The organism is Oceanobacillus sojae (assembly GCF_900162665.1).
Classification (GTDB): domain Bacteria; phylum Bacillota; class Bacilli; order Bacillales; family Amphibacillaceae; genus Oceanobacillus; species Oceanobacillus sojae_A.
Window position 1 is genome coordinate 731386 of record NZ_LT727812.1, and the last position, 20961, is coordinate 752346.

The 20961-nt window shown below is 36.6% G+C and carries 24 protein-coding genes and 1 riboswitch; of the genes, 3 read left to right on the forward strand and 21 right to left on the reverse strand.

Annotation, left to right across the window (positions count from 1 at the left end; translation table 11 throughout):
- Window positions 1-48 precede the first annotated feature (48 nt).
- The 13 genes from BN1068_RS14315 to BN1068_RS14370 form a co-directional block, all read right to left on the reverse strand.
- Window positions 49-729 carry a response regulator transcription factor gene (locus BN1068_RS14315; protein WP_077603528.1) on the reverse strand — a complete coding sequence of 227 codons (681 nt, stop codon included), beginning with the start codon at window positions 727-729 and terminating at the stop codon, window positions 49-51.
- A gap of 2 nt (window positions 730-731) precedes the next feature.
- Window positions 732-1106 carry a cupin domain-containing protein gene (locus BN1068_RS14320; protein ID WP_077603529.1) on the reverse strand — a complete coding sequence of 125 codons (375 nt, stop codon included), beginning with the start codon at window positions 1104-1106 and terminating at the stop codon, window positions 732-734.
- Window positions 1107-1141: 35 nt separating this feature from the next.
- Window positions 1142-1942, reverse strand: a complete 801-nt coding sequence (locus tag BN1068_RS14325; RefSeq protein ID WP_077603530.1) for a GNAT family N-acetyltransferase — start codon at window positions 1940-1942, stop codon at window positions 1142-1144.
- 39 nt (window positions 1943-1981) lie between these two features.
- Entirely contained in the window at window positions 1982-2455 is a 474-nt protein-coding gene (locus BN1068_RS14330; RefSeq protein ID WP_077603531.1) for a GNAT family N-acetyltransferase, read from the reverse strand.
- A 206-nt stretch (window positions 2456-2661) separates the two neighbouring features.
- The gene (locus BN1068_RS14335; RefSeq protein ID WP_077603532.1) at window positions 2662-3777 is read right to left on the reverse strand and encodes a 5-methyltetrahydropteroyltriglutamate--homocysteine S-methyltransferase; all 1116 of its coding nucleotides are present in this window, start codon (window positions 3775-3777) and stop codon (window positions 2662-2664) included.
- Between the two features lie 95 nt (window positions 3778-3872).
- Window positions 3873-3975, reverse strand: a riboswitch (SAM riboswitch).
- A gap of 114 nt (window positions 3976-4089) precedes the next feature.
- Window positions 4090-4563, reverse strand: a complete 474-nt coding sequence (locus tag BN1068_RS14340) for a hypothetical protein (protein WP_077603533.1) — start codon at window positions 4561-4563, stop codon at window positions 4090-4092.
- A 286-nt stretch (window positions 4564-4849) separates the two neighbouring features.
- Complete coding sequence (locus BN1068_RS14345; protein WP_077603534.1) at window positions 4850-5215, reverse strand: hypothetical protein; 366 nt, start codon at window positions 5213-5215, stop codon at window positions 4850-4852.
- A 204-nt stretch (window positions 5216-5419) separates the two neighbouring features.
- The gene (locus BN1068_RS14350; protein ID WP_077603535.1) at window positions 5420-5998 is read right to left on the reverse strand and encodes a type 1 glutamine amidotransferase family protein; all 579 of its coding nucleotides are present in this window, start codon (window positions 5996-5998) and stop codon (window positions 5420-5422) included.
- A 682-nt stretch (window positions 5999-6680) separates the two neighbouring features.
- Complete coding sequence (locus BN1068_RS14355; protein ID WP_077603536.1) at window positions 6681-7133, reverse strand: NUDIX hydrolase; 453 nt, start codon at window positions 7131-7133, stop codon at window positions 6681-6683.
- Window positions 7134-7150: 17 nt separating this feature from the next.
- A complete protein-coding gene (locus tag BN1068_RS23685; protein ID WP_175637157.1) occupies window positions 7151-7288 on the reverse strand; it encodes a hypothetical protein in 138 nt (45 codons plus the stop codon).
- Between the two features lie 345 nt (window positions 7289-7633).
- Window positions 7634-8161, reverse strand: coding sequence for a ClbS/DfsB family four-helix bundle protein (locus BN1068_RS14360; RefSeq protein ID WP_077603537.1), 528 nt, complete (start codon window positions 8159-8161; stop codon window positions 7634-7636).
- Between the two features lie 95 nt (window positions 8162-8256).
- Window positions 8257-9090, reverse strand: a complete 834-nt coding sequence (locus BN1068_RS14365; protein ID WP_077603538.1) for a GNAT family N-acetyltransferase — start codon at window positions 9088-9090, stop codon at window positions 8257-8259.
- Window positions 9091-9393: 303 nt separating this feature from the next.
- A complete protein-coding gene (locus tag BN1068_RS14370) occupies window positions 9394-10248 on the reverse strand; it encodes a helix-turn-helix transcriptional regulator (protein WP_077603539.1) in 855 nt (284 codons plus the stop codon).
- Window positions 10249-10357: 109 nt separating this feature from the next.
- Between BN1068_RS14370 and fabF the strand changes: the two genes are divergently transcribed.
- Window positions 10358-11584, forward strand: coding sequence for a beta-ketoacyl-ACP synthase II (gene fabF, locus BN1068_RS14375; RefSeq protein ID WP_077603540.1), 1227 nt, complete (start codon window positions 10358-10360; stop codon window positions 11582-11584).
- A 92-nt stretch (window positions 11585-11676) separates the two neighbouring features.
- Here the strand turns inward: fabF and BN1068_RS14380 are convergent, their stop codons facing one another.
- The 6 genes from BN1068_RS14380 to BN1068_RS14405 all read right to left on the reverse strand — a co-directional run bounded on the left by BN1068_RS14380 (window position 11677) and on the right by BN1068_RS14405 (window position 16437).
- On the reverse strand, window positions 11677-12552 hold the full coding sequence (locus BN1068_RS14380; protein WP_077603541.1) for a phosphotransferase family protein: 876 nt from the start codon (window positions 12550-12552) through the stop codon (window positions 11677-11679).
- A gap of 80 nt (window positions 12553-12632) precedes the next feature.
- Window positions 12633-13136 carry a GNAT family N-acetyltransferase gene (locus tag BN1068_RS14385; protein WP_077603542.1) on the reverse strand — a complete coding sequence of 168 codons (504 nt, stop codon included), beginning with the start codon at window positions 13134-13136 and terminating at the stop codon, window positions 12633-12635.
- 215 nt (window positions 13137-13351) lie between these two features.
- Window positions 13352-14122, reverse strand: coding sequence for an SDR family NAD(P)-dependent oxidoreductase (locus tag BN1068_RS14390; protein ID WP_077603543.1), 771 nt, complete (start codon window positions 14120-14122; stop codon window positions 13352-13354).
- Between the two features lie 30 nt (window positions 14123-14152).
- Window positions 14153-14923, reverse strand: coding sequence for an SDR family NAD(P)-dependent oxidoreductase (locus BN1068_RS14395; protein WP_077603544.1), 771 nt, complete (start codon window positions 14921-14923; stop codon window positions 14153-14155).
- 316 nt (window positions 14924-15239) lie between these two features.
- The gene (locus BN1068_RS14400) at window positions 15240-15707 is read right to left on the reverse strand and encodes a GNAT family N-acetyltransferase (protein ID WP_077603545.1); all 468 of its coding nucleotides are present in this window, start codon (window positions 15705-15707) and stop codon (window positions 15240-15242) included.
- 133 nt (window positions 15708-15840) lie between these two features.
- Window positions 15841-16437 carry a TetR/AcrR family transcriptional regulator gene (locus tag BN1068_RS14405; RefSeq protein WP_077603546.1) on the reverse strand — a complete coding sequence of 199 codons (597 nt, stop codon included), beginning with the start codon at window positions 16435-16437 and terminating at the stop codon, window positions 15841-15843.
- A 94-nt stretch (window positions 16438-16531) separates the two neighbouring features.
- Between BN1068_RS14405 and BN1068_RS14410 the strand changes: the two genes are divergently transcribed.
- Together BN1068_RS14410 and BN1068_RS14415 are read left to right on the forward strand one after the other, a co-directional pair.
- Entirely contained in the window at window positions 16532-17065 is a 534-nt protein-coding gene (locus BN1068_RS14410; RefSeq protein WP_077603547.1) for a 2TM domain-containing protein, read from the forward strand.
- Between the two features lie 112 nt (window positions 17066-17177).
- A complete protein-coding gene (locus tag BN1068_RS14415) occupies window positions 17178-17699 on the forward strand; it encodes an HXXEE domain-containing protein (RefSeq protein WP_077603548.1) in 522 nt (173 codons plus the stop codon).
- Window positions 17700-17819: 120 nt separating this feature from the next.
- Here BN1068_RS14415 and BN1068_RS14420 read toward each other — a convergent pair whose 3' ends face one another.
- On the reverse strand, window positions 17820-19244 hold the full coding sequence (locus BN1068_RS14420; RefSeq protein ID WP_077603549.1) for an aspartate ammonia-lyase: 1425 nt from the start codon (window positions 19242-19244) through the stop codon (window positions 17820-17822).
- Between the two features lie 215 nt (window positions 19245-19459).
- Window positions 19460-20746: a hemolysin family protein gene (locus tag BN1068_RS14425; RefSeq protein ID WP_077603550.1), complete on the reverse strand. Its 1287-nt coding sequence runs from the start codon at window positions 20744-20746 to the stop codon at window positions 19460-19462.
- Window positions 20747-20961 lie beyond the last annotated feature (215 nt).

Consider the following 20961-nt stretch of genomic DNA (forward strand, 5'->3'; position numbering starts at 1 on the left):
ATCCTTTAAGCAAATCATAAAGAATTCGTAAAGAAAAACAAATTGGGATTAAACCAACATAAAGCCTACTCCCCAAATTGTTTTGATGTACTCTTCGGGGGTCACCTCAGCCATTTTTCTGCGCAGATTGGAAATATGGACACTAATAGTATTATCATCCCCTACATACGTGCCTTTCCAAATTTTTTCATATATTTCTCTTTTAGAAAATGCGTGCTCTGGATGATCGATTAATAAGCTCAAAATATCAAACTCCGCATTGGTTATCTGCAATGATTTGTTCTCCAATGTGACAGACAGCTTCTCTGGAAAAATTCTCAGATTGCGCCATACTTTTTCGTCTTCTTGGGAGGGTTGGACAACCGATTTTCGCAGTTGCACTTCCACGCGGGCCTCTACTTCTTTCTGGTGAAATGGCTTCGTTATATAATCATCGGCCCCCATCTTCAAGAGTTGAACTTTATCATCAATACCGACTTTTGCGGAAATCACAATAATGGGGATTGTACTCTCGTCCCTGACCTGTGTAATAAATTCTTCTCCGCTTATTCCCGGCAGCATCAAATCTAATAAAATCAAATCGAATGTACTACTTTTCAGCTGCAGCAGACCTTCTGTACCCGAATAAGCAGATATTGGCGTCAGACCCATTTTTGTTAAAATAACGTGCAACAGTTTGCTGATTTCCTGATCATCCTCAATAATTAAGATTCTTTTCTCCTTATTCATGTTTACCACTCACTTTTGATAACATTCTTTAAAACAGGCATATTTTGCGTATTTAAATTCTGTCCTTCTATAACCATCGCAGTCATCTGAGAATCCGTTCCAGCAGCATGAAATTCTCCCTTTTTCCAAAAAGCCGCTTTTCCAGAGGTTACAGGAAGTTTATTCTTATCTCCATCACAGACCCAGCCCGTTCCCGTTACAATCATAAAAAACTGATCTGCCTGAGCCTCGTGAAATGGAATTTTATCATCTTTTCCAAGGTACATATATCCCATTCGGATATCACTGGCATCCAGCAAAATCCGGCTGGCAGTAAATCTTGCTGACTCAGTATCTACAGATGCTCCAAATTCTTTTTCAAAAGAAATAATTTTCAAAGCTGCCATCTCCCTATTTAGATTAAAATTAAAAATTATTCCGCCTCATAGCGAAGCATCGTCCACATTCCAATATCCTCAAATCCCAATCTTTTATAAATATTCCCGGCTGCCGGATTGTCATAGAAAAGACAAAGTGATTTTCCTTCTTCTAATAAGGTAAGACATAGTTTTTCCATACATTTCGTTGCAAAACCCTGCCGTTCATATCCCGGCCGTGTGCATACGCCAACGATCATTGCAGAATGAGAATTCTCAGCAGTCGTGGATGCAGATGCAGCCATCGTACCTTTTTCATCACGGATAAAATAGGTACGGCCTGTTCTATTTTTCTCCTCATTCTCTCTTGTTTCTATTGTTATATTACTGGATGAAAATTCAGGTATAGAGGCCAGCATCTTTATATTCTCTTCATAATCAGCGGGTTTCAAATGCTCAACCTGCTTTATTTGTTCTGCATTCACCGTATAGCTTAATTCTTCACAAGCTGCATAATACATTTCTCTATATACACGGGTAACTTTATCAATATATGGTAATAATGGCTCCACAATATACTTCAGACCACTAAAATTACATCGTTGCTTATAACTGTTAATAATCTCCGCAAACCCTTTCAGATCATATTCCGTTTCGCTATAAATTATGTAATTCTCACGATAGCGCAGGAGAATAGCGATTAGATTATCCTGTTCCCACTGTCCCCAGACGTCCTGCACATCAGAATCGTAGCCAAACGCTTCAATATCACCGATTATAAACAGGTTTTCTGCAGCTTTCGGCTCAATCAGCTTCATTACTTTTGTGTGATCCTCTTTTGTCAGTTTTCGTATCATTTAATTTCCTCCAATTAATATAGGCATTTTTACAAGGACTTATATCAGCTCTTTTTTAAACAAAACTCTATCATTATTCAATCCATCATAATTCGCCTTTACAGACACCCCGTCTACTATTTTATTTCCATGTTCAATAACAAATCCCATTCTTTGATGAAAGGCAATTGACGTTTTATTTACTGGTGAAGTGATGCAGCGGATGACACTTCGATTTGCCATTTTAACCTTGGCGAAAAATTTTTCATAAAGTACTTTTCCAATATTTTTCTTCCTGTAATCCGGATGTACACCAACAAAATGAATATAGGCTTCATCTAATTGATCTTGGGACAAAAAACCGATTATAAAACCTATAATTTCACTATCTTCTTCTGCCACAAAGCTTGTATTTTTAAAATGATTGAAAAATAATTTAGGCAGCATACCTGCCATATCACGGCCGCCCCACCAATCATTTATCCTTGGAGCCAAGACATCATAATCAGAGCTTATTAAACTGCGAATCTCCATTTTATACCACCTTATTAAGTTATATTATTCATTTAAAAAGGAATAAAAATAGCTGAATATTCTTATTGTACATTTCTAATATATCAAAAAATGATATTAATGTCTTTCCCTGTTCAAAATAAGCGCCGCTATAAACATATGTAGAATGACATTAAAAAGGAGACTCGGAAAGATCCCCTCTCCAAATCCCCTTTTTCTAGTAAAATTTATTTCCACACTTCTTCCGCTATTTGAACAACATGGCGGATTTTTTCCCATTGCTGCGCCTCAGTCAGCAAATTCCCTTCTTCTGTGGAAGCAAACCCGCATTGAGGGCTCAAACAAAGCTGATTCAACGGTACATATTCCGCAGCTTCTGCTATTCTTGCTTTAACAGCCTCTGGATCTTCCAGTTCACTGAATTTAGAAGTGATAAGCCCAAGCACAATATATAAATCATCGCGGTTCACATGACGCAGCGGTTCAAATCCGCCCGAACGATCATCATCAAATTCCAGGAAAAGTCCATCAACCTGCAGACCTCCAAAAATGGTTTCTGACATGGCTTCGTAACCGCCGCTTGACATATAGGTAGACTGAAAATTTCCCCGGCAAATATGCATCGTCACCAGCATATCATCCGGTCTGTTTGCAATCGATTCATTAATTGCTCTTGCACATAATTCCGCTGTTTTCTCGGGATCTCTTCCTTTTTCAATCAAAGAGTTTCTCCCCTTTTCTGAGAAAAAGGTTGCCCAGGAAGTATCATCCAGCTGTAAGTAGCGGCAGCCTTCATCATATAATGCCTGGATGGCTCCTTGATAAACAGTAACCAGATCATCGATAATTGCTTCATCACTTTCATAAATACCCTTTTCAAAATCCGCCCGGAAAAAGAGCATATTCGGACTTGGAATCGCAAATTTGGCAACAGCATCTCCGGCAATACCATGAAGAAATTTATAATGCTCAAGCATATAATGGTCACTGAAACCAATTTTACCTGTTACTTTAATACCCCGCTTTTTGGTTTCTACTCCCGTAAACTGTAAACCTTGTTCAGCGGTGTAACCTTCTACACCATCTAAGCCTTCCAGAAAATCAAAATGCCACCAGGCACGGCGAAACTCGCCATCTGTCACTGATTGAAGACCGGCTTCCTTCTGCTGCTCTACCAGTTTGATAATTTCCTCATCTTCAATCTGCCGCAATTGTTCAGGACTGATTTCTCCTTTTGCTTTTTGCGCGCGAGCTTCCTTTAAACGCTGGGGACGGAGAAAGCTCCCTACATGATCTGCTCTGAACGGAGCTCGTGTATTTTTTGTTTCTGTTGATATTGTCATCGAATACCCCTTCCTCTCTACCTGCTATCTTCATTCTATAATCCAATTAAAAAACCCCTTCTGAAAATAGAAGAGGTTTGGTATAGTAAAATCTCTTCTTATCTTCAAGCAAAAATGCTTCTGGAATTAGCACAGTACAAATTAGTGTCTGCTGCTAAGGCTTCAACGGGCCAGTCCCTCCGCCTTTCTGGATAAGAATATATGGAATTATACGAATAATTACAGATTACTTTACATGGAAGCGTTGGATTCGTCAAGGAAAATCCCAAAATATAGGGATCCTGCTGCAATTGATTTAAAATCGAGATAGTGTCAGCTTTTTTTATCAGAAAAAATTTTATAATCTTCGCTGATAACAAAAGCAGACAAATACAAGCAGAAGAATAAAATGGCTGTTCCTTCCCATGATATATTAATTCTCGTAAATAGAGGCTCGATAAAGTTTTTATAAAATATAACACTACATAGCAGCTGCACCATATAACTCAGAAACATTACTTTCTTCGTTTCTTTCATCTTTGCCAATTTAAGAATAAACTGATATAACAGATTAAAAATTATTCCTACAAGATAAGAAAGAAAAAGCAAGCCGCCAAAATAAAGAATATTAATGAAAATATTATCAAAGAATCGTATTTCAATAAGATTCCAGCCTGCTAAGATATTTGATAAGCCATATATTATCATAATGGGGATGGCCACAATAACTGCTGCACTAACAATTACGAGGCCGGCAAGAAGCAGATTAGCAATAAGGTTGGAATAGTCTATTTTTTTCTTGTTCAAAATTTATAGGACCGCCTTCCTTTGTATAAACCTTTACTATATATAAGTTTCTAAAAAAATATTTTAATCGTTCCAAATGAGGCTACTTACAATTGTATCATAAATGAAGTACAATACAGTTGTTCGTTACTCTACTACAGGATTATTATGCAGGAATACTCTTTAATTGTTCTACAACAAAAAACCACAGCACTATCTAATATTAGATACACTAATGGTTTGAAATAATCTATGATTTATTTATTATTCTATCAAACAATAAATTTACTTTATTTGGAAAATATGTTCACTTAGCTTTCTTCAAAATATTCACGTCTGCCCTGGTAGATAATAATTCTGTTGATAAAACATCTAATTTAGAATCTACTTTGTCTACCTTTTCTTCTAATGAAGTAACCCTTGAATCCAGTCTGTCTACTTTTTCTTCTAATGAAATAACCCTTGAATCCAGTTTATCTACTTTTTCTTCCAGTGAAGTGACCCTTAGATCCAGTTTGTCAACCTTTTCTTCCAGCGAAATAACTCTTGAATCTAGATTATCTACCTTCTCTTCCAGTGAAGTGACTTTTGAACCCAGATCATCTACTTTTTGTATTAATTCCTTTATAGCGAGCATTAAAGCTTCATTTGTCACTTTTACTTCTTTACTCATGCAAAATCGCTCCTTCACCGCATAAATACGATATTTTTATTATACAATATGTGCTGTTTTTTTTCATCTCCTCTCCCGGAAATTTTATATTAAAAAGTCTTCTATCAAAAAGGAAAAGAAAACTTTTAATAAATAATTTAAAATGAACATACTTGCTCTGTTAGACCAAAACCTGCTTTTGAAAATAAAACCTTCAGATCAACCTCAACTTGTATAAAACCCTTTTTTAAACATTTGATACCATTCTTTCAATTCAGCCTGCTCCATAATCTCAAAGTATTTTAGAATTTCTCTCGCAAACTCAACTGCAGCTGTTCCGTTAGCGGTAATAAAACCTGTTGTTGAAACAGCTTGTTTTCCGATGAAATATTCTTTGCCTTTGTATCCCGGAGCACCTTTTATTAAATGAGCAGTTGAATTTCCGGTATGTTTTATATGATTTAAATATCCTTTGTCTGCCAGGAAAGTACAAGCATCACATATTGCCGCAATCGGGATTTTCTTTTTTACGCACATATCTACTACCGGTTTAATAGCTTCATTTTGACCCTTCGCCCAGGATGTACCTCCAACCATAATAAGCATATGAAAATCTGTGGGCATTTCATTGATTGTATAGTCCGGAATCACAGTAAATCCGCCCATTGATTTGACCGGGTTCTTGCTGAATGATAATGTTTTCACAGCATATCCGGTTTCCGGGCTATTCAATTCGGAGCAAATATATGCCCCTTCCCAATCTGCATAATTATCTGACAGAAAAATTAAGATTTCTTTTTTCATACATTTACGCTCCTTTTTGATAAGTTTACTTTATCTTTTTTTATTATAGCTAATTCAACTGTCTTCCATTGTTCATCTATCTCAGCAAAAATATATTTACCATTTCAAATATTCAGCCATTAAATATTATAAAATCCTTAATCTAGAGTAAACATAAATATTTGGGCAACGATAACTTTTCTAAACAGATATTATAGCGTGTCGTTTCATTTTGGTTCATCGTAAATCAAAACTTTCAACCTTATATCAAGGTTACCAAACAAACGTTCCTAATACAAGTTATTTTTCTAATAGTTTATTCTATATTAAATACTGTTTTTCCATATCAAAATGTCAAAGTAAGTGAAGATGGAGTTACTATTTTAAAATAACGCTCAGACTAAGGAATACTCCCGTCAGTCTGAGCGGTACTTTTCTACAATCTATGCGCTATTTTATTATTGCTTTATTCCAACGATCTAAATCTCCTAGCTTCCTAACTTACTGCCAGCCAATTCATCAGCCTGAATAGGCTTAAAGTAATGACTCTTTTGTGATAACAATGTTTGATGACTTCCTTGTTCCACCAGCATTCCCTTATCTAACATAAATATTTAATCTGCATTTTTAATCGTAGATAGAAGAAGTTTTTAATAATCTGAATTCAGTTGAAATAATTGTATGCATGCCATTTTTCCTTATATCATTTATTTTTAAGGTTAAGATAAGGCTTCATATAATTCTTTGCTTCAAACGTTAAAGTGTCCGGTAAATCATCTGTATGGAAATATCTAAAATCGATAGATTCATGTTTATCTATATTCATTTCCCCCTGTATATCATTGGTCAAATAAACAGCAGTCACGGAATATAGCTCATCACCGTTGGAAACTTTAAAATAATAGTCCGGGCCGGAAAATACATCAAGCAGCTTCAGAGCTCCTATTGTAAGACCTATTTCCTCTTTCACTTCTCTCCTTGCTGTATCCTCCAGACTTTCTCCCAGTTCCATTAACCCTCCTGGCACTCCCCAACCTCCATCATGCCTATGCTGAAGTAGAATTTGATTATCATTATTAAGCATAATTACAACAGAACCAGGTAAAATTAATGGTCTGGTGCCGACTAATTTCCTTAATTCTTTTACATAATCCATTAAATCCCCTTCTTTTATCAGATTTTAAAATACGATAATTTGCCTGTACTAGACTCATCCACTACTCTAGAATAGAAATTCCAAACATCACTTGTCATTAATATAACCAATTCATCCTTCTCTTTAAGAAACTTTTTAAAACTTAAATCTTCCATACTGTTTCTCCTAATTAACAATGAATTTTCTTTCAGTCTTTGCTCCTTTACATTACTACACTATATAATGACTATTACTTTAAAGTTTTTTCTTTAAGAGGATGTTCAAAAAGTCCAATAAAGATGACACGGCGATAAGAGGATCTTCTACTAAGAACGCCCACGTCGTGTGGGCAACGTAGAAGCCGCCGCATCCTGCGGAAGTGCGTTGACGAGCTTTTTCCGATGGGACTGGGACTGCGATTACTCGTCCCACCGAAAACATTTGTGGACAACACAGAAGTCATCACAACACGCGCAAGTCCGTTCGGAAAAAGCTCGTCGCCTTGAACTTCTTGGTCCTATTTACAGGACTTTTTGATCATGTACTTTAATAGATTCGGCAATAACCTTACATTTTTTTATTGCCCATATGTAATGTTTATAAGTGTTTGCAGCAAAATAACTATATAAATTACTTGTTTTTGTCCACTTATAATATTTCTTAGTCATAATTTCTTCATTCGTATGTGATTGAACAAGATTCATTACTCTTTCATGACTCAGCTTCAATTTTTTTATAGCTTGATGTATCGTTATATCCTGGTAGTTCTCCCAAATCTGCATATTAAGCTGCTTGATTGTTCTCCACATATACCCCGGCGCAGGCATAGAAGGTGTATCTCCATCCATTCCTTCTCTATACCATCTCTCAAGCATTGCATGCCATTCGTAGAGATGCATCAATACATCTCGGAAATTTTTATCTCTTCCCTCAATCTCAATGGTAATTGTTCTTTTTCTGACAGGTACGGATTCAATAATTTCAATTAATGCACTAAATTTCTTTTCACTTTCCATCAACAGAATTTCTTTTCCGCTTTTCCCTGCTATGATAATTACCCCCTTTTTTACTATATTTTAACATAGATATTCACACGATTGTGCTAATCTTCAGATAAACATTCTAGTAACTGTTCAAATGAAAATTAACCCATCTTAAATTCATAGCCTGTATAATTAAATGTATTTCTAAATCCGAGATTCTCTGCCACAGCAATCGAGGGCTTGTTAGAATCCATGCAATCCCAATATGGAATAAGATTATTTTTCAAACATTCCTTCACATAAGTTAAAGCTGCTTTTTGCGCCAACTTTTTACCTTGATGTTCTTTTAAAGTTTCAATCGCAATAGCGTGTGTATTATCAACTGCAAAATTTGAAAAACAGATGCTTACAATTTTACTTTTATATATCACACAATAACCAATACCTTTTTCTAAAAAGCTGTTGATGGAAGACCAGGATTCTAATATCCTTGATTGTAAAAAATCAATATTTCCAACTGATTGATCTCTTTTTTGAAAAAGACTCTCAGAAATTTTGACTACACTATAACTTGCTTTAATAACTGGTTCAAAGCTGTTTCCTTTATAATCCTCTTTTTGCAAAGTATAAACTCTCTGATCCCAGCTTCCTAAATGACGATTTTCAAACACCCTTTTTATCGTCTCATCCCATTTATTATGATCACCAATCCCTTCAAACCAAGTTAGCTCAATCTTTCTCGCTTCCGGTACGATAACGGTATCAATAAAATAATTTAATTCACTATTAAATGCTTCATTACTCTCGTTACCAATAAAGAAAAAACCATCGTTATTACCTAACCAGATAAGCCCTGAAGCAGGAGTCTCGGCATTATCAACAAAAATACGGCCAGGATTTACTCCTTCCACGACTGCTTTTGCTTCTAATTGACCTTGCTCATGTAATAACGCTTTACATTTATAGAATTCTGAACTTTTTAATTCTGTTATCATTATTAATCCCTCTTTTCTTCTCTTACTTAAATTTATCAAAGTATCTTAATATCTTATTACCAGGCTCAAATCTTTTGATTAATTACTATCCCTGAATGTAAAAAAGCTCTAAAGCTGAATCTGTCAAATTTTCCAGGTCCTACACTATAACCTAACTTAAAAAATAAGATGATATATGGTTGTAACCACGAAATAAGTGAGAAAACCTGCCAGGCCAACTAATATAGCTTTCTTTTTTGTCATACTTATAAACCTCCTTCCTTTTATTTGCACATGTACTAATACAAAACACAGATAAATTATCTATTCATCAGATTTACTCAATAAATTCTTTAATTTTAATTCCGTATCTGTATTCATTACCGGAGTATATACACTGCACCGTAAATCAGAAGCCCCCTGAACCTGTAAAGAGGTCAAATTAAATAACATTTTCCCGGCCTTTGCATGACGGAATTCAATCAAAACATCTGGTGCTGAGCTGACCTCTTCCTCATCCCACAGCTTCTTAAATTCCGGAAATTGCTGTTCCATTTTCTCGATAAATTGTTTATACCATTCATCAGCCACATATTGCCCATAGTAGGATCTAAAGATGGAGAGATACCCTTTTACAAAATGCTCCCAGTTTACTGCGAGACTTTTAAATTCTTTTCTCGAAAATAATAAAAAGATAATATTCCGATCCTCTTCAGGTATTTTATCAAAATCGATAAAAACCATTGCCGCTGCTTTATTCCAGCCGACAATTCGGCAGTATTTATCCGAAATAATAGTGGGGCAATGCCGCAGTTCCTGGAGAATTCTATTCAAGGAAGGGGTCATCAAGGATTTCTCTGCTTCATTTATAGCAGATGCATTTCCCACTGCTCTTTCGCCGGAAGCAAGTGCATACAAATATTGCTTTTCATCTTTATTTAATCTTAAAGCATTCGCAACAGCATCTAATACAGAGCCAGATACCTTAATATCTCTTCCCTGTTCAAGCCATGTATACCATGTTGTACTTACTCCGGCTATTTGAGCTACCTCCTCCCTCCGCAGTCCGGGAGTTCTTCTTCTGGTTCCTGCCGGCAGGCCAACCATCTGCGGATGAAGCTTAGCTCTTTTACTCTTTAAGAAATTGGATAGCTCTAAAAGCCTTGTTTCTTTTTCCATTCGTTCTGCCTCCTCTTACATAGTATTAATTATACTATGATAAATGCCAACTTGTAATGGGATAAAGTTTCCGTAAAATAAAAAGTAGATACAGTAAGGAGGAATTCTTTTGAACAGAGTAGTCATTACCGGCGCAGGTATTATTTCACCTTTAGGTAATAACGTTCATACATTTTGGAATCAGTTAAAGCAGGGAAAATCAGGGATTTCTATATTAGATGTGGATGAAGATTATGGAAAAACCGCTGCTGGTGTTGTACATGATTTTGATCCTGTAGAGATATTTGGTAAAAAACAGGCCAGAAAAATGGATCGCTTCACGCAATTTGCTCTGGCAGCAACAGAACAGGCATTGGAAAGCTCAGAGCTGGATTTGGACAAAACAAATAAAGAACGGCTGGGCGTTTTTGTAGGCTCTGGCATCGGTGGTATAAATACGCTAATTGAAAATGTGAATATCCTGAATAAAAAAGGATCAAGCCGGGTCAGTCCAAGCTTAGTTCCAACCATGATACCCAATGCCGCTGCAGCACAAATCAGTATTCGGCTGGGCGCACTAGGCCCATCAATTTCACCGGTCACTGCATGCTCAATCGGAAACACATCTATTGGGGAAGCTTTCAACACGATAAAACACGGAGATGCAGATATTATTTTTGCCGGCGGAACAGAAGCTGCCATTAATAGTTTATCATTATCAAGCTTTAGAAATGCCCAGGCTTTAACTAAAAATTTGGACCCTGCCTCCGCTAGCCGGCCATTTGATGAGGAAAGAGATGGTTTTGTGATCAGTGAAGGTGCCGGGATATTGGTTCTTGAGTCATTAGAAAGTGCTGTAAAGAGAGCAGCACCTGTTCTTTGTGAGGTTATTGGATATGGATCCAGTTCCGATGCGTATCACATGGTATCTCCAAATCCAGAAGGAATCGGTGCTTACCTATCGATGAAGAAAGCTTTAGAAAGCGGGAATGTGACACCAGACAAAATAGATTTGATTAGTGCACATGCAACCAGTACAAAAATTGGAGATATCTCTGAAACGCTTGCCATCAAAAAAGCATTTGGTGAAAAAGCTTACGGCGTACCAATTACAGCTAATAAATCCATGCTGGGTCATATGCTCGGTGCTTCAGGGAGTGTAGAGGCAATCGCTTTAATCGAAAGTATAAAGCATGGCATTATCCCTCCGACAATTAACTTGAATAATCCTGATCCGGATTGTGATCTGGATTATGTTTCAGAGGGAATGAGAAAACAGCAAATAAATATCGGTCTGTCTAATTCATTTGGATTTGGCGGGCATAATGCTACGATCATTTTGAAGAAGTATTCGTGATTTATAAATGGATAATGGAGAGGGTTTTCGCATCAGTTTTATAATGCGCAGTCCTCTCCTTTCTTTAGTGCTATTGAATTGAGCCCATTATTTTATCTGTAAGCTTTTATCCCGTTTTTAAACGCCTGCTGATCATTATTTTCAATTCCGTGCAACGCTTCCTGTAATGCGAAGGTACTTTGATAAAATTTCACCCGTTCCGAAATTTCATTTCCATTTGGATACAATTCGATACACATATTAAAAAATCCTTCACCATAACTGGATAATATTCCGGCAAAATCATATGCCGGATCTCCCAAGCCTGAACTGCCAAAATCGATTATCCCAGAAATGCTGTCCAATTTGGGATCCCACAAGATATTAGAAGCTCCGAAATCTCCATGTATCGGTGTTGTTTTTAAATTTAAAGCTATCTTGCCATTCAAGAAATTTTCAAATGATTGGATTATTTTATCCTGTGCTTCTCCTCTAATAAAAGGAAATAACTTATCTTGCATCCGGTTGAACAGATTTGACATTTCCTCAATAGGATTACTACTCTTAAGTTTTAGATCATTTCTTAGTTTTTCCTTAGATATAGAGTGAAGCTCCACCAGAAAATTTACCAGCTGTGAAGCCAGTCCTCTCAATAATTCATCACTCTTTATAGCTTGCAGGCTTTCTTTCCATAATGGAACGCCAGCAATCAATTTATACCCTGTAAATACTTCTCCCGGATCTGTATTTTCTAAAGATTGATATGTTGGATGTGGAATTGGGATTGTGATTATATTTTTTATGTACTCCAGCACTTTTGTTTCTTTTTTTAATTGGATGATTCCTTGTTTATATTTTGGAAAGCGGAATACCAAAGAATTATTTACAATTAGTACATCGTTGTTTTGACCGATTTCATTAGGATAGTAATTTTGTATGGTAAGATCAGAATATTTCTGCTTAATACTTTCTATATATGGATGAACCATTTCCAGCACCTCTTTTTCAGCGTTTTATGATAATTTTTGAATGGATTACATTAATTAATCATGTCTCAATAACTAATTATTTATAGTTGGCGTTTATATCTCAAAGTTATGTAATTATTCTCTTTCTTATCATGATACCCTTTTTGTTCATGTTGGAATTGGAAACCCTTTGCTTCATAAAAAGGAATTCCTTTTTGATTCCCTTTTTGAACAGAAACCCACTGTTCTATCGCTCCAAACTCCTCTTGTTGATAAGTGATTGCCTGAAGCAGCTGCGTCCCAATCCCCTCATTCCGTCTATCAGGGGCTAAATACAATACAAATATTTCACCAGCAGTATCATTAATCATTCCTCCTCCGCCAGCACCTACAACCTCATCATTTTCTAAAGCAATAAAATATCCTCCCCATTCCTTTGATGCATGGATAACCTCGTTTAAGATCCTTTGAGTATTATAAAAATCTCTTATTACTGTCTCGATATACTCTTTTGAGTAAATATCACGGTACGTTGACCAATAGCCATCTGTACAAACCTTCGCTATCCCCTCAACGTGGTCAGAATTTGCTTTACAGATTTTCATCCTGAATAATACCTTCTTTCTCCATTGGTTTATGCTATAACGAATTCATTAAACATTTGAAGTCCTAAACCAAGAGTATCACATAAACAGACAACCAAACTATGTTTATATGAAATGTAAAATAACCTCATAATATATTTAAAGAAAAAGTTTATCGCATTAAAAAAGGTACCAACTTTAACGCTGGTACCTTTTTTAATGGATGCTAATACTGCTTAACGGCTTGTATATCCGGCATCAGCATGAATCACTGTTCCGGTAACATAAGAAGCCTGGTCAGATGCTAACCATAAACTTGCTTCAGCAATTTCTTCAGGTTGACCAAATCGGCCTAATAAGCTAAGCTGTGGAGCAAATTCTTCTTTTGTTTGGCCAGTTTCTTCTAATGAACCTCTTAACATTGGTGTATCAATTGCTCCAGGAGCTACTGAGTTCACTCGAATGTTTTTATCTCCGTTTTCCAATGCAGCAACCTTTGTCATGCCTACTACCCCATGTTTTGCGGCAACATAAGCGATGTTATTAGGTTGCGGGCGAAAGCCGCTGACAGAAGAGATATTAACGATACTTCCGCCATTCCCTTGTTTAATCATTTGCTGCAGCTCATATTTCATACATAAAGCTGTTCCGGTCAAGTCAATGGAAATTAGTTTATCCCAATAGGCTTCATCAAACTCAGCCGCAGGAGCATTGTCAGGTGTTAATGCAGCATTATTAACCGCTACATCAAGACTGCCATATTTTTCAACTGTTTCTGCAACCATAGCTTGTACCTGATCGGATTTAGAAATATCTACTTTTACAAAGTGGGCAGTACCACCATTCGCTTCGATTTCAGCAACGGCTTCTTTTCCTTTTTCTTCATTAAAATCGGCAACGACAACTTTTGCCTTTGCATCTGCAAACAGTTTGGCTGTTGCAAGTCCCATTCCCATTGCTGAACCTGTTACAATTGCTACTTTACCTTCTAAAACAGGAAATGTCATAAAAAAAATCCCTCCAAATTTTATTTATTTTTAAACGGATGTTGCCCCTTGACCGCCGTCTATTCTGTAATATGATCCACTGATAAAGGATGCCTTCTCAGAGGATAAAAATACCATTAAATCAGCAATTTCTTCAGCAGTTGCATAGCGATTCATCGGAACAGAAGCTTCAAATGCTGTTCTTGCTTCTTCTGCCTTGTCTCCCATCGCATTTTTCTCAATGCTGCGCATCATTTGTGTATTAACACCGGATGGAGCTACTGCATTGACGCGGACACCAAACTCAGCCATTTCTAATGCTGCTGTTTTGTTCAAACCAATGACTGCATGTTTAGATGCAACATAAGCACTCATGCCTGGTGCTCCTAGCAATCCGCCATTGGAAGCTGTATTAACAACTGCTCCTGATTTTTGCTCTTTCATTATTTCTAATACATATTTCAAGCCGAAGAATACTCCCATTGTGTTCACACCGAATACATTTTTGAAATTTTCTTCTGTTTGTTCAGTTATATTTTTAAATTCACCATTGATTCCAGCATTGTTTACAAATACATCAATTCTTCCGTAATGCTCTTTCGTTTTTTGAACATATGCTTTCACTTCATCTTCTACAGAAACGTTTGCTGTCAGCAACAGCTTGTCCTTTGCATCCACAGATGCCGCTGCTTTTTCTAAAGACTCCCGCTTTAGGTCAACCAAAGCTAATTTTGCCCCTTCTTTCGCAAATGCTTTTGCAGCTGCGGTACCAATACCACCAGCTGCACCAGTGATTAGAACGACTTTATTTTCAAATTGCATTATAATAATTCTCCTTTGTACTGATTATAAGACTGTCATCAACTGAAATGGGAGTTGTATGGATAATATGTGTGTTTAATCAGAAAACAATCTGCTATAGTCAACATTTTTTGTTTTCATATATTATTCCCTTTAAAAGAAGTTATAAAACATATATTCATTCGGTCCGGTATATTGAGGAAGTGTAAGAAGTTGTTGATGATAAGTTGATTAGGTTGAATGAGAATACAAAGAGGATGAATTGGCAAAAAATATTGATATGAAAAGGATAAATAATCCCCCACTTTTTAAAAGATTAGCCAGTTTGTTGAAACACTTACCCTAAACAGTCATATTTCATTTTAAAAAACTCAAACTGGCTTCCGTTTATATCTTGCATATAAGTCCCATCGGTTTCAAAACCAGCCCTTTGATAGACTTTTATGGCTCTTTCGTTAAAAGTAGCAACCGCAAGTTTTATTTCATTGGGATTATATTTTAATATTGCATAACGCATTCCAGCCCTTAAAAATTCTAATCCCATTCCGTTTCCGGTTAATTCTGGTTTCATTCCTAACCCAATAACAACAAAATCTCCTTCATTTTCAAAATAAAAGAACCCTACTTCCTCATCGTCTTTTTTGACTGTGTAATATTTTTCTCCACGTTCTTGAGGGCTCAAAAGTTCTGCCAGATCCTCTTCATCAGCTTCAAAATCATAAAAAGAATATTCCCCTTCATAATGCCAGTTTAAAGCAATTTTTTCAGCCTGTTTTTGTGACATTTTTTTAAAATTATACTTCATGATATCTCCTCCAATTATCTCTCTCTATTCTTCCACAATCTTGTCCAATCGCTCTGTTAAGTCTGTTGATACTGAATTTAACTTCACTCAGAAAAAATGTATACTCCTTTTCAGGAAATTTAACAGCTCCGCATTACTGTAAAATAGACTTAAGATGATAATTTAAAGTCGCAATCATTTCTTCACGTGTAAACTGCTCCGGATTTAATAAGTGATGCATCGCCATCCCATCGACAATTGCATGGAGCCGGTTAACCTCCAATCCCAGGTCAAGCTCCTTCTTGGCAATTTCAAATAATTGCAATGCCTGAACAACGTTTTTCAATCCTTGGTGTATGTCTTGGTATACTTTATTGCTCAATTCCTGTAGCGTTTTATCGACCAGAACCTTTGCGGAAAAAGCCAGCCATACCTCCATTTCTATTTTTCTCTCTTCATCAACAGGCAGTATTTCACATATCCCTTCTGTCACAAATTCCAATGGATTCTGTTCTTTTGAAAACTTCCTTTCTTTAGCTCTTTGCATTACTCTTTCTGATACAAGCTCCATGGAAAAATGCAGCAATTCCGACTGTGATGCGAAATAATGTCTTACAGCACCAACCGAGAAATCAGAAGCCTGCGCGATTTTTCTCACTGTTGCTTGCTCAATCCCTTCTTCCACAATGACCTTCCATGTTGTTTCTGCGATTTGAATTTTACGTTTTTGATGATCTACTTTTTTTGGCATATTTTTATTTTAGCACTCTTGTATTAAATAAACAATTATGCTACATTTAATTTAATACAGTTGTACTAAATTAAGTGGTGAGGATGTGTTTTATATGATCGGTTGGCTGATTATAGCCTGTGAGATTGGATTTTGGTTCTTTGTTTTAGCTGGATTGGGATCCAGATATATAATGAAAAAGAAGAAATTGGGGACATTTCTGCTAATATGTACACCATTTGTGGACCTTATATTGCTTATTGTAACTATATTTGACTTAAAAAATGGAGCTGTTGCTACTGCGATGCACGGATTAGCTGCAGTTTATATTGGGGTAAGTATAGCCTTTGGCCATCGGATGATTCAATGGGCAGACGGCCATTTTAATTATCGGTTTGGAAATGGGAATAAACCATTAAAAATTAAGTATGGAAAAGCGCATGCCAGAAAAGAACGTAAAGCATGGTACCGTCATTTGCTCTCCCTGATAATTGGTGGAGGAATCTTAATAAGTATTATTTTCTATATTAACAATTCTCATCAAACGGAGGCATTAATGCAGATAATGCTGCTCTGGTCTCTGATTGTGGTCATCGATTTTTTCATAAGCTTCAGTTATACGCTTTTTCCGAAGAAGCAAAAGACATGATAAAGTATTGAAGAAAAGATTACTGGTGGGAATAGGCAGCATATTGTATGAGTGAATCAATGATGCTGCGGATATTAAACACCAAAAAAATATTCATTACGGGAGGATTTAAATGGATATAAATATATTGATTTGGTCTTTTTTAATTATTTTCATGCTTCATAACTTTGAAGAAATCATCATGATAGAAAACTGGTTTCATAAAAAGTATCCAAAAATCCGTGAACGTATACCACCTTTTGTCATTAAAGAATTAGAGAAAACAAAAAATACAACAGCCGTTCAATTTTCTATTGTGGTGTGCCTTCTTTCTATAGTGGCAGCGGCCATCGTATTAGTTACAGTTATTACAGACCAATATTTTTTATTTTTTGGTTTAAACATTGTTTTTGCTTTAAATATCTTTACTCATCCCCTTCAATCCATATTGCTGAAATGTTATGTCCCGGGTTTATGGACAACATTATTACTCATTATTCCCTATAATATTATTGTTTATATGCAGTTTTATGCTCAAGATATCTTGAATTTAACTACGGGTGTTTACTCATTGTTCGTGATTATACCGTTTATTCCGATGTTTCTTTTAAGCCATTGGGTTGCGAAAAAGTTGGCGTTCCACTTAGAAAGATAGTTTTTTTGAATAATAATTTTATAATCAATTATTTCCACAACAAATAGCAAACCAATCCAAACATAAAAAAATAACGGACTTCTTAAAAATACAAAAAGCCCGTTATTTATTTATGGAGACTTATTTATTTACCAGAAACTCGTTCCCGGCAATCCCAGGTGTAGTCATCTCTTTTGGATCCAGGATCGTATCCAATTCCTTCTCTGATAAAAGGTCATGTGCCTTGCAGATTTCTTTAATAGTCAGGCCTGTTTCAATTGCCTGCTTGACTACCTTGGAAGCTGTTTCATATCCTAAATGTGGATTCAATGCAGTGATGATACCATAGCTTTCTTCCACATACTCACGGCATTTCTCTACATTGGCTTCTACACCGCTTATTGCGTAGCGCGTAAACACATCTAAGCCATTATCCATTATTTTAAGAGACTGCAGCAAATTAAAAATGATAACAGGTCCCATCACATTTAACTCAAATTGCCCGGCCTCGGATGCCATACAAATCGACTGGTCATTACCCGCGACTTGAAAAGCGACCTGATTTACCACTTCAATCATGACCGGGTTTACTTTCCCAGGCATAATGGAAGAACCCGGCTGCTTTGCTGGAAGAATGATTTCCTGAAGACCTGTCATTGGCCCGGATGCCATTAAACGTAAATCGTTACAAATTTTGGACATATTCATTGCCGATACTTTCAGTGCCGCTGATAATGCTGTATAAGCATCTGTATTCTGTGTACCATCCACTAAGTTTTTCGCTGAATGGAGCTTTACTCCAAGCTGTGCGGATAACTGTGTGACAGCCTTTTCCATATATTCAGGTTTTGCATTAAGACCTGTTCCGACAGCTGTTGCACCAATGTTGACCGTGAGCAGTGCCTCCGCCGCCTGCGTAATTCTTTTAATATCGCGGCCGACCACTTCTGAATATGCGCTGAATTCCTGGCCTAACAGGATAGGTACTGCATCCTGCAGATGGGTTCTTCCCATTTTCAATACACCCTGAAATTCCGCTTCTTTCTTCAGCAGTTCTTTTTCCAATCTCTTTAAGGTCGTGACCAATTCCTGAGCCATACGATAAGACGCTATTTTTAAAGCGGTTGGTATCGTATCATTCGTAGATTGGGACATGTTGACATGCGTATTAGGCGAACAGAAATTGTACTCGCCTCTTTCTTTCCCCAATATTTCCAAAGCACGATTGGCCAAAACCTCATTCATGTTCATATTAATGGAGGTGCCTGCTCCCCCCTGGATAGAATCCACAACAAACTGATCCAGCAGTTTTCCTTCCATCACTTCATCGGCAGCGCTTACAATAGCTTTCCCAATAACTTCTGGCAGCATTTCAGTGTGCATATTGGCCAGTGCCGCTGCTTTTTTCACCTCAGCAAGCGCAAGAATCAGCTCTTTATGAACTGGAATTCCCGTAATAGGAAAATTCTCTAGAGCGCGTACTGTTTGAACGCCATAATAGGCATCCTGAGAAATCGTTTTTTGACCCAAAGAGTCTTTTTCCGTTCTAAATCCTGTTTTTTTCATTATCTACACTTCCTGTACAAATACTAATCTATCACGTTCATTATACTATCAAAAACAAATAATTCCTACCATCCTTTTTAATCATATCCTTTTCGCACGGCCTGCTTTATTCCCGTCTTTTTTTAGAATACGATACATTATTAATTCACATGCGATAAAATAAAATCACTACATTTCTGTTTGATTTCCTGAATAATTGACCTCGTTACCCTTGTTTATATTTTTTTGGCTTCAATTAATTTTATTTGATATCTGTCCACTTTTTTCACTGTAAAATGGTAGTTATCGTATTCAATCGTTAAACCGGTTTTTGCTTCACCCAGCTGGTTAAAAATCCAACCGCCAATCGTATCGAGTTCATCATCATTAATTTCCGTCCCCAGTAATTCGTTTGTATCCGAAATGAGCAGCCTGCCATTCAGTAAATACGTATCCTCGCCTGTTCGCTGCATCATTGGTATTTCATCTGTATCAAGTTCATCCTGTATCTCACCAAAAATTTCCTCGATAATATCTTCAACCGTAACAAGACCGGCTGTTCCACCGTACTCATCGACAACAATGGCCATATAACTGTGTTCCTTTTGCATTTTAGTGAGTACTTCATGGACCGGTGTATTTTCAGCAACGTGAACAATTGGTTTAATATACCCTTTAAAATCCTCTTTTGGTGTTTCATTAAGAAAATCATTAAAAAATTCTTTCGTGTTTATTACTCCGATAATTTGGTCTTTATCCTCTTCCGCAACAGGATATCTTGTATATTTTTCTTTTTTTAGGACCTCCAGATTTTCTTCGTACGTATTGTCGTTATAAATACAGGCGATTTCTGTTCTCGGAACCATGACTTCCTTTGCCACCCGTTCGTCAAAATCAAAAACATTTTTTAAGTAACCCATTTCCGAAGCATTAATTTCCCCGCTTTGATAGCTGGATGATAAGATCGTGCGAACTTCCTCTTCTGAATAAACCTCCCCATTTTCCGTTGCAGGCGGCAGGCCAAACAGACCAACTAAAAAACGGGAGGCTCCATTTAATGTCCAGATGAATGGATACATAACCTTATTAAAAATAATTAATAACGGAGAAACCAATAAACTGACTGCCTCTGTTTTTTGGATGGAGAATGATTTTGGGGCCAGCTCACCGATGACAACGTGCAAGAAGGTAATGATACCAAATCCAATAATAACAGACACTGTAGATACAACTGCATCTGAAAGTCCTAGTAAAGCAAATAATGGACGAATCAGATGAGCAACTGCCGGCTCCCCTAACCAGCCAATCCCAAGCGAGGTAACTGTTATACCTAATTGACAGGCAGCTAAGTAACCATCTAGATTACCTGTAACCTTTTCAACAGCTTTTGCCCCTGGCTTGCCCTGCGCTACTAATTCGTCAACTCTTGACTTTCTCACTCTGACGATTGCAAACTCTGTTGCAACGAAAAATGACGATATTAAAATCAAAATAATAACCATGATAAGACTGAATATATCCAAAATGCTCCTTACACAGAAATATGTAAGGATTTCACCTCCGAATGAAATAGATTTAATTAACAATGTCACTTATTATTAAGTTTAATAAATAGATAAATGAGCTTTGCACACACCTATAAATATTTTTATACCTGTTTAATTATTTTACATTCTTATCATCATATCGATAATTGGAAGAAGAGCGTTTTCCTTTTAACGGCTTCCACTTCCATTAC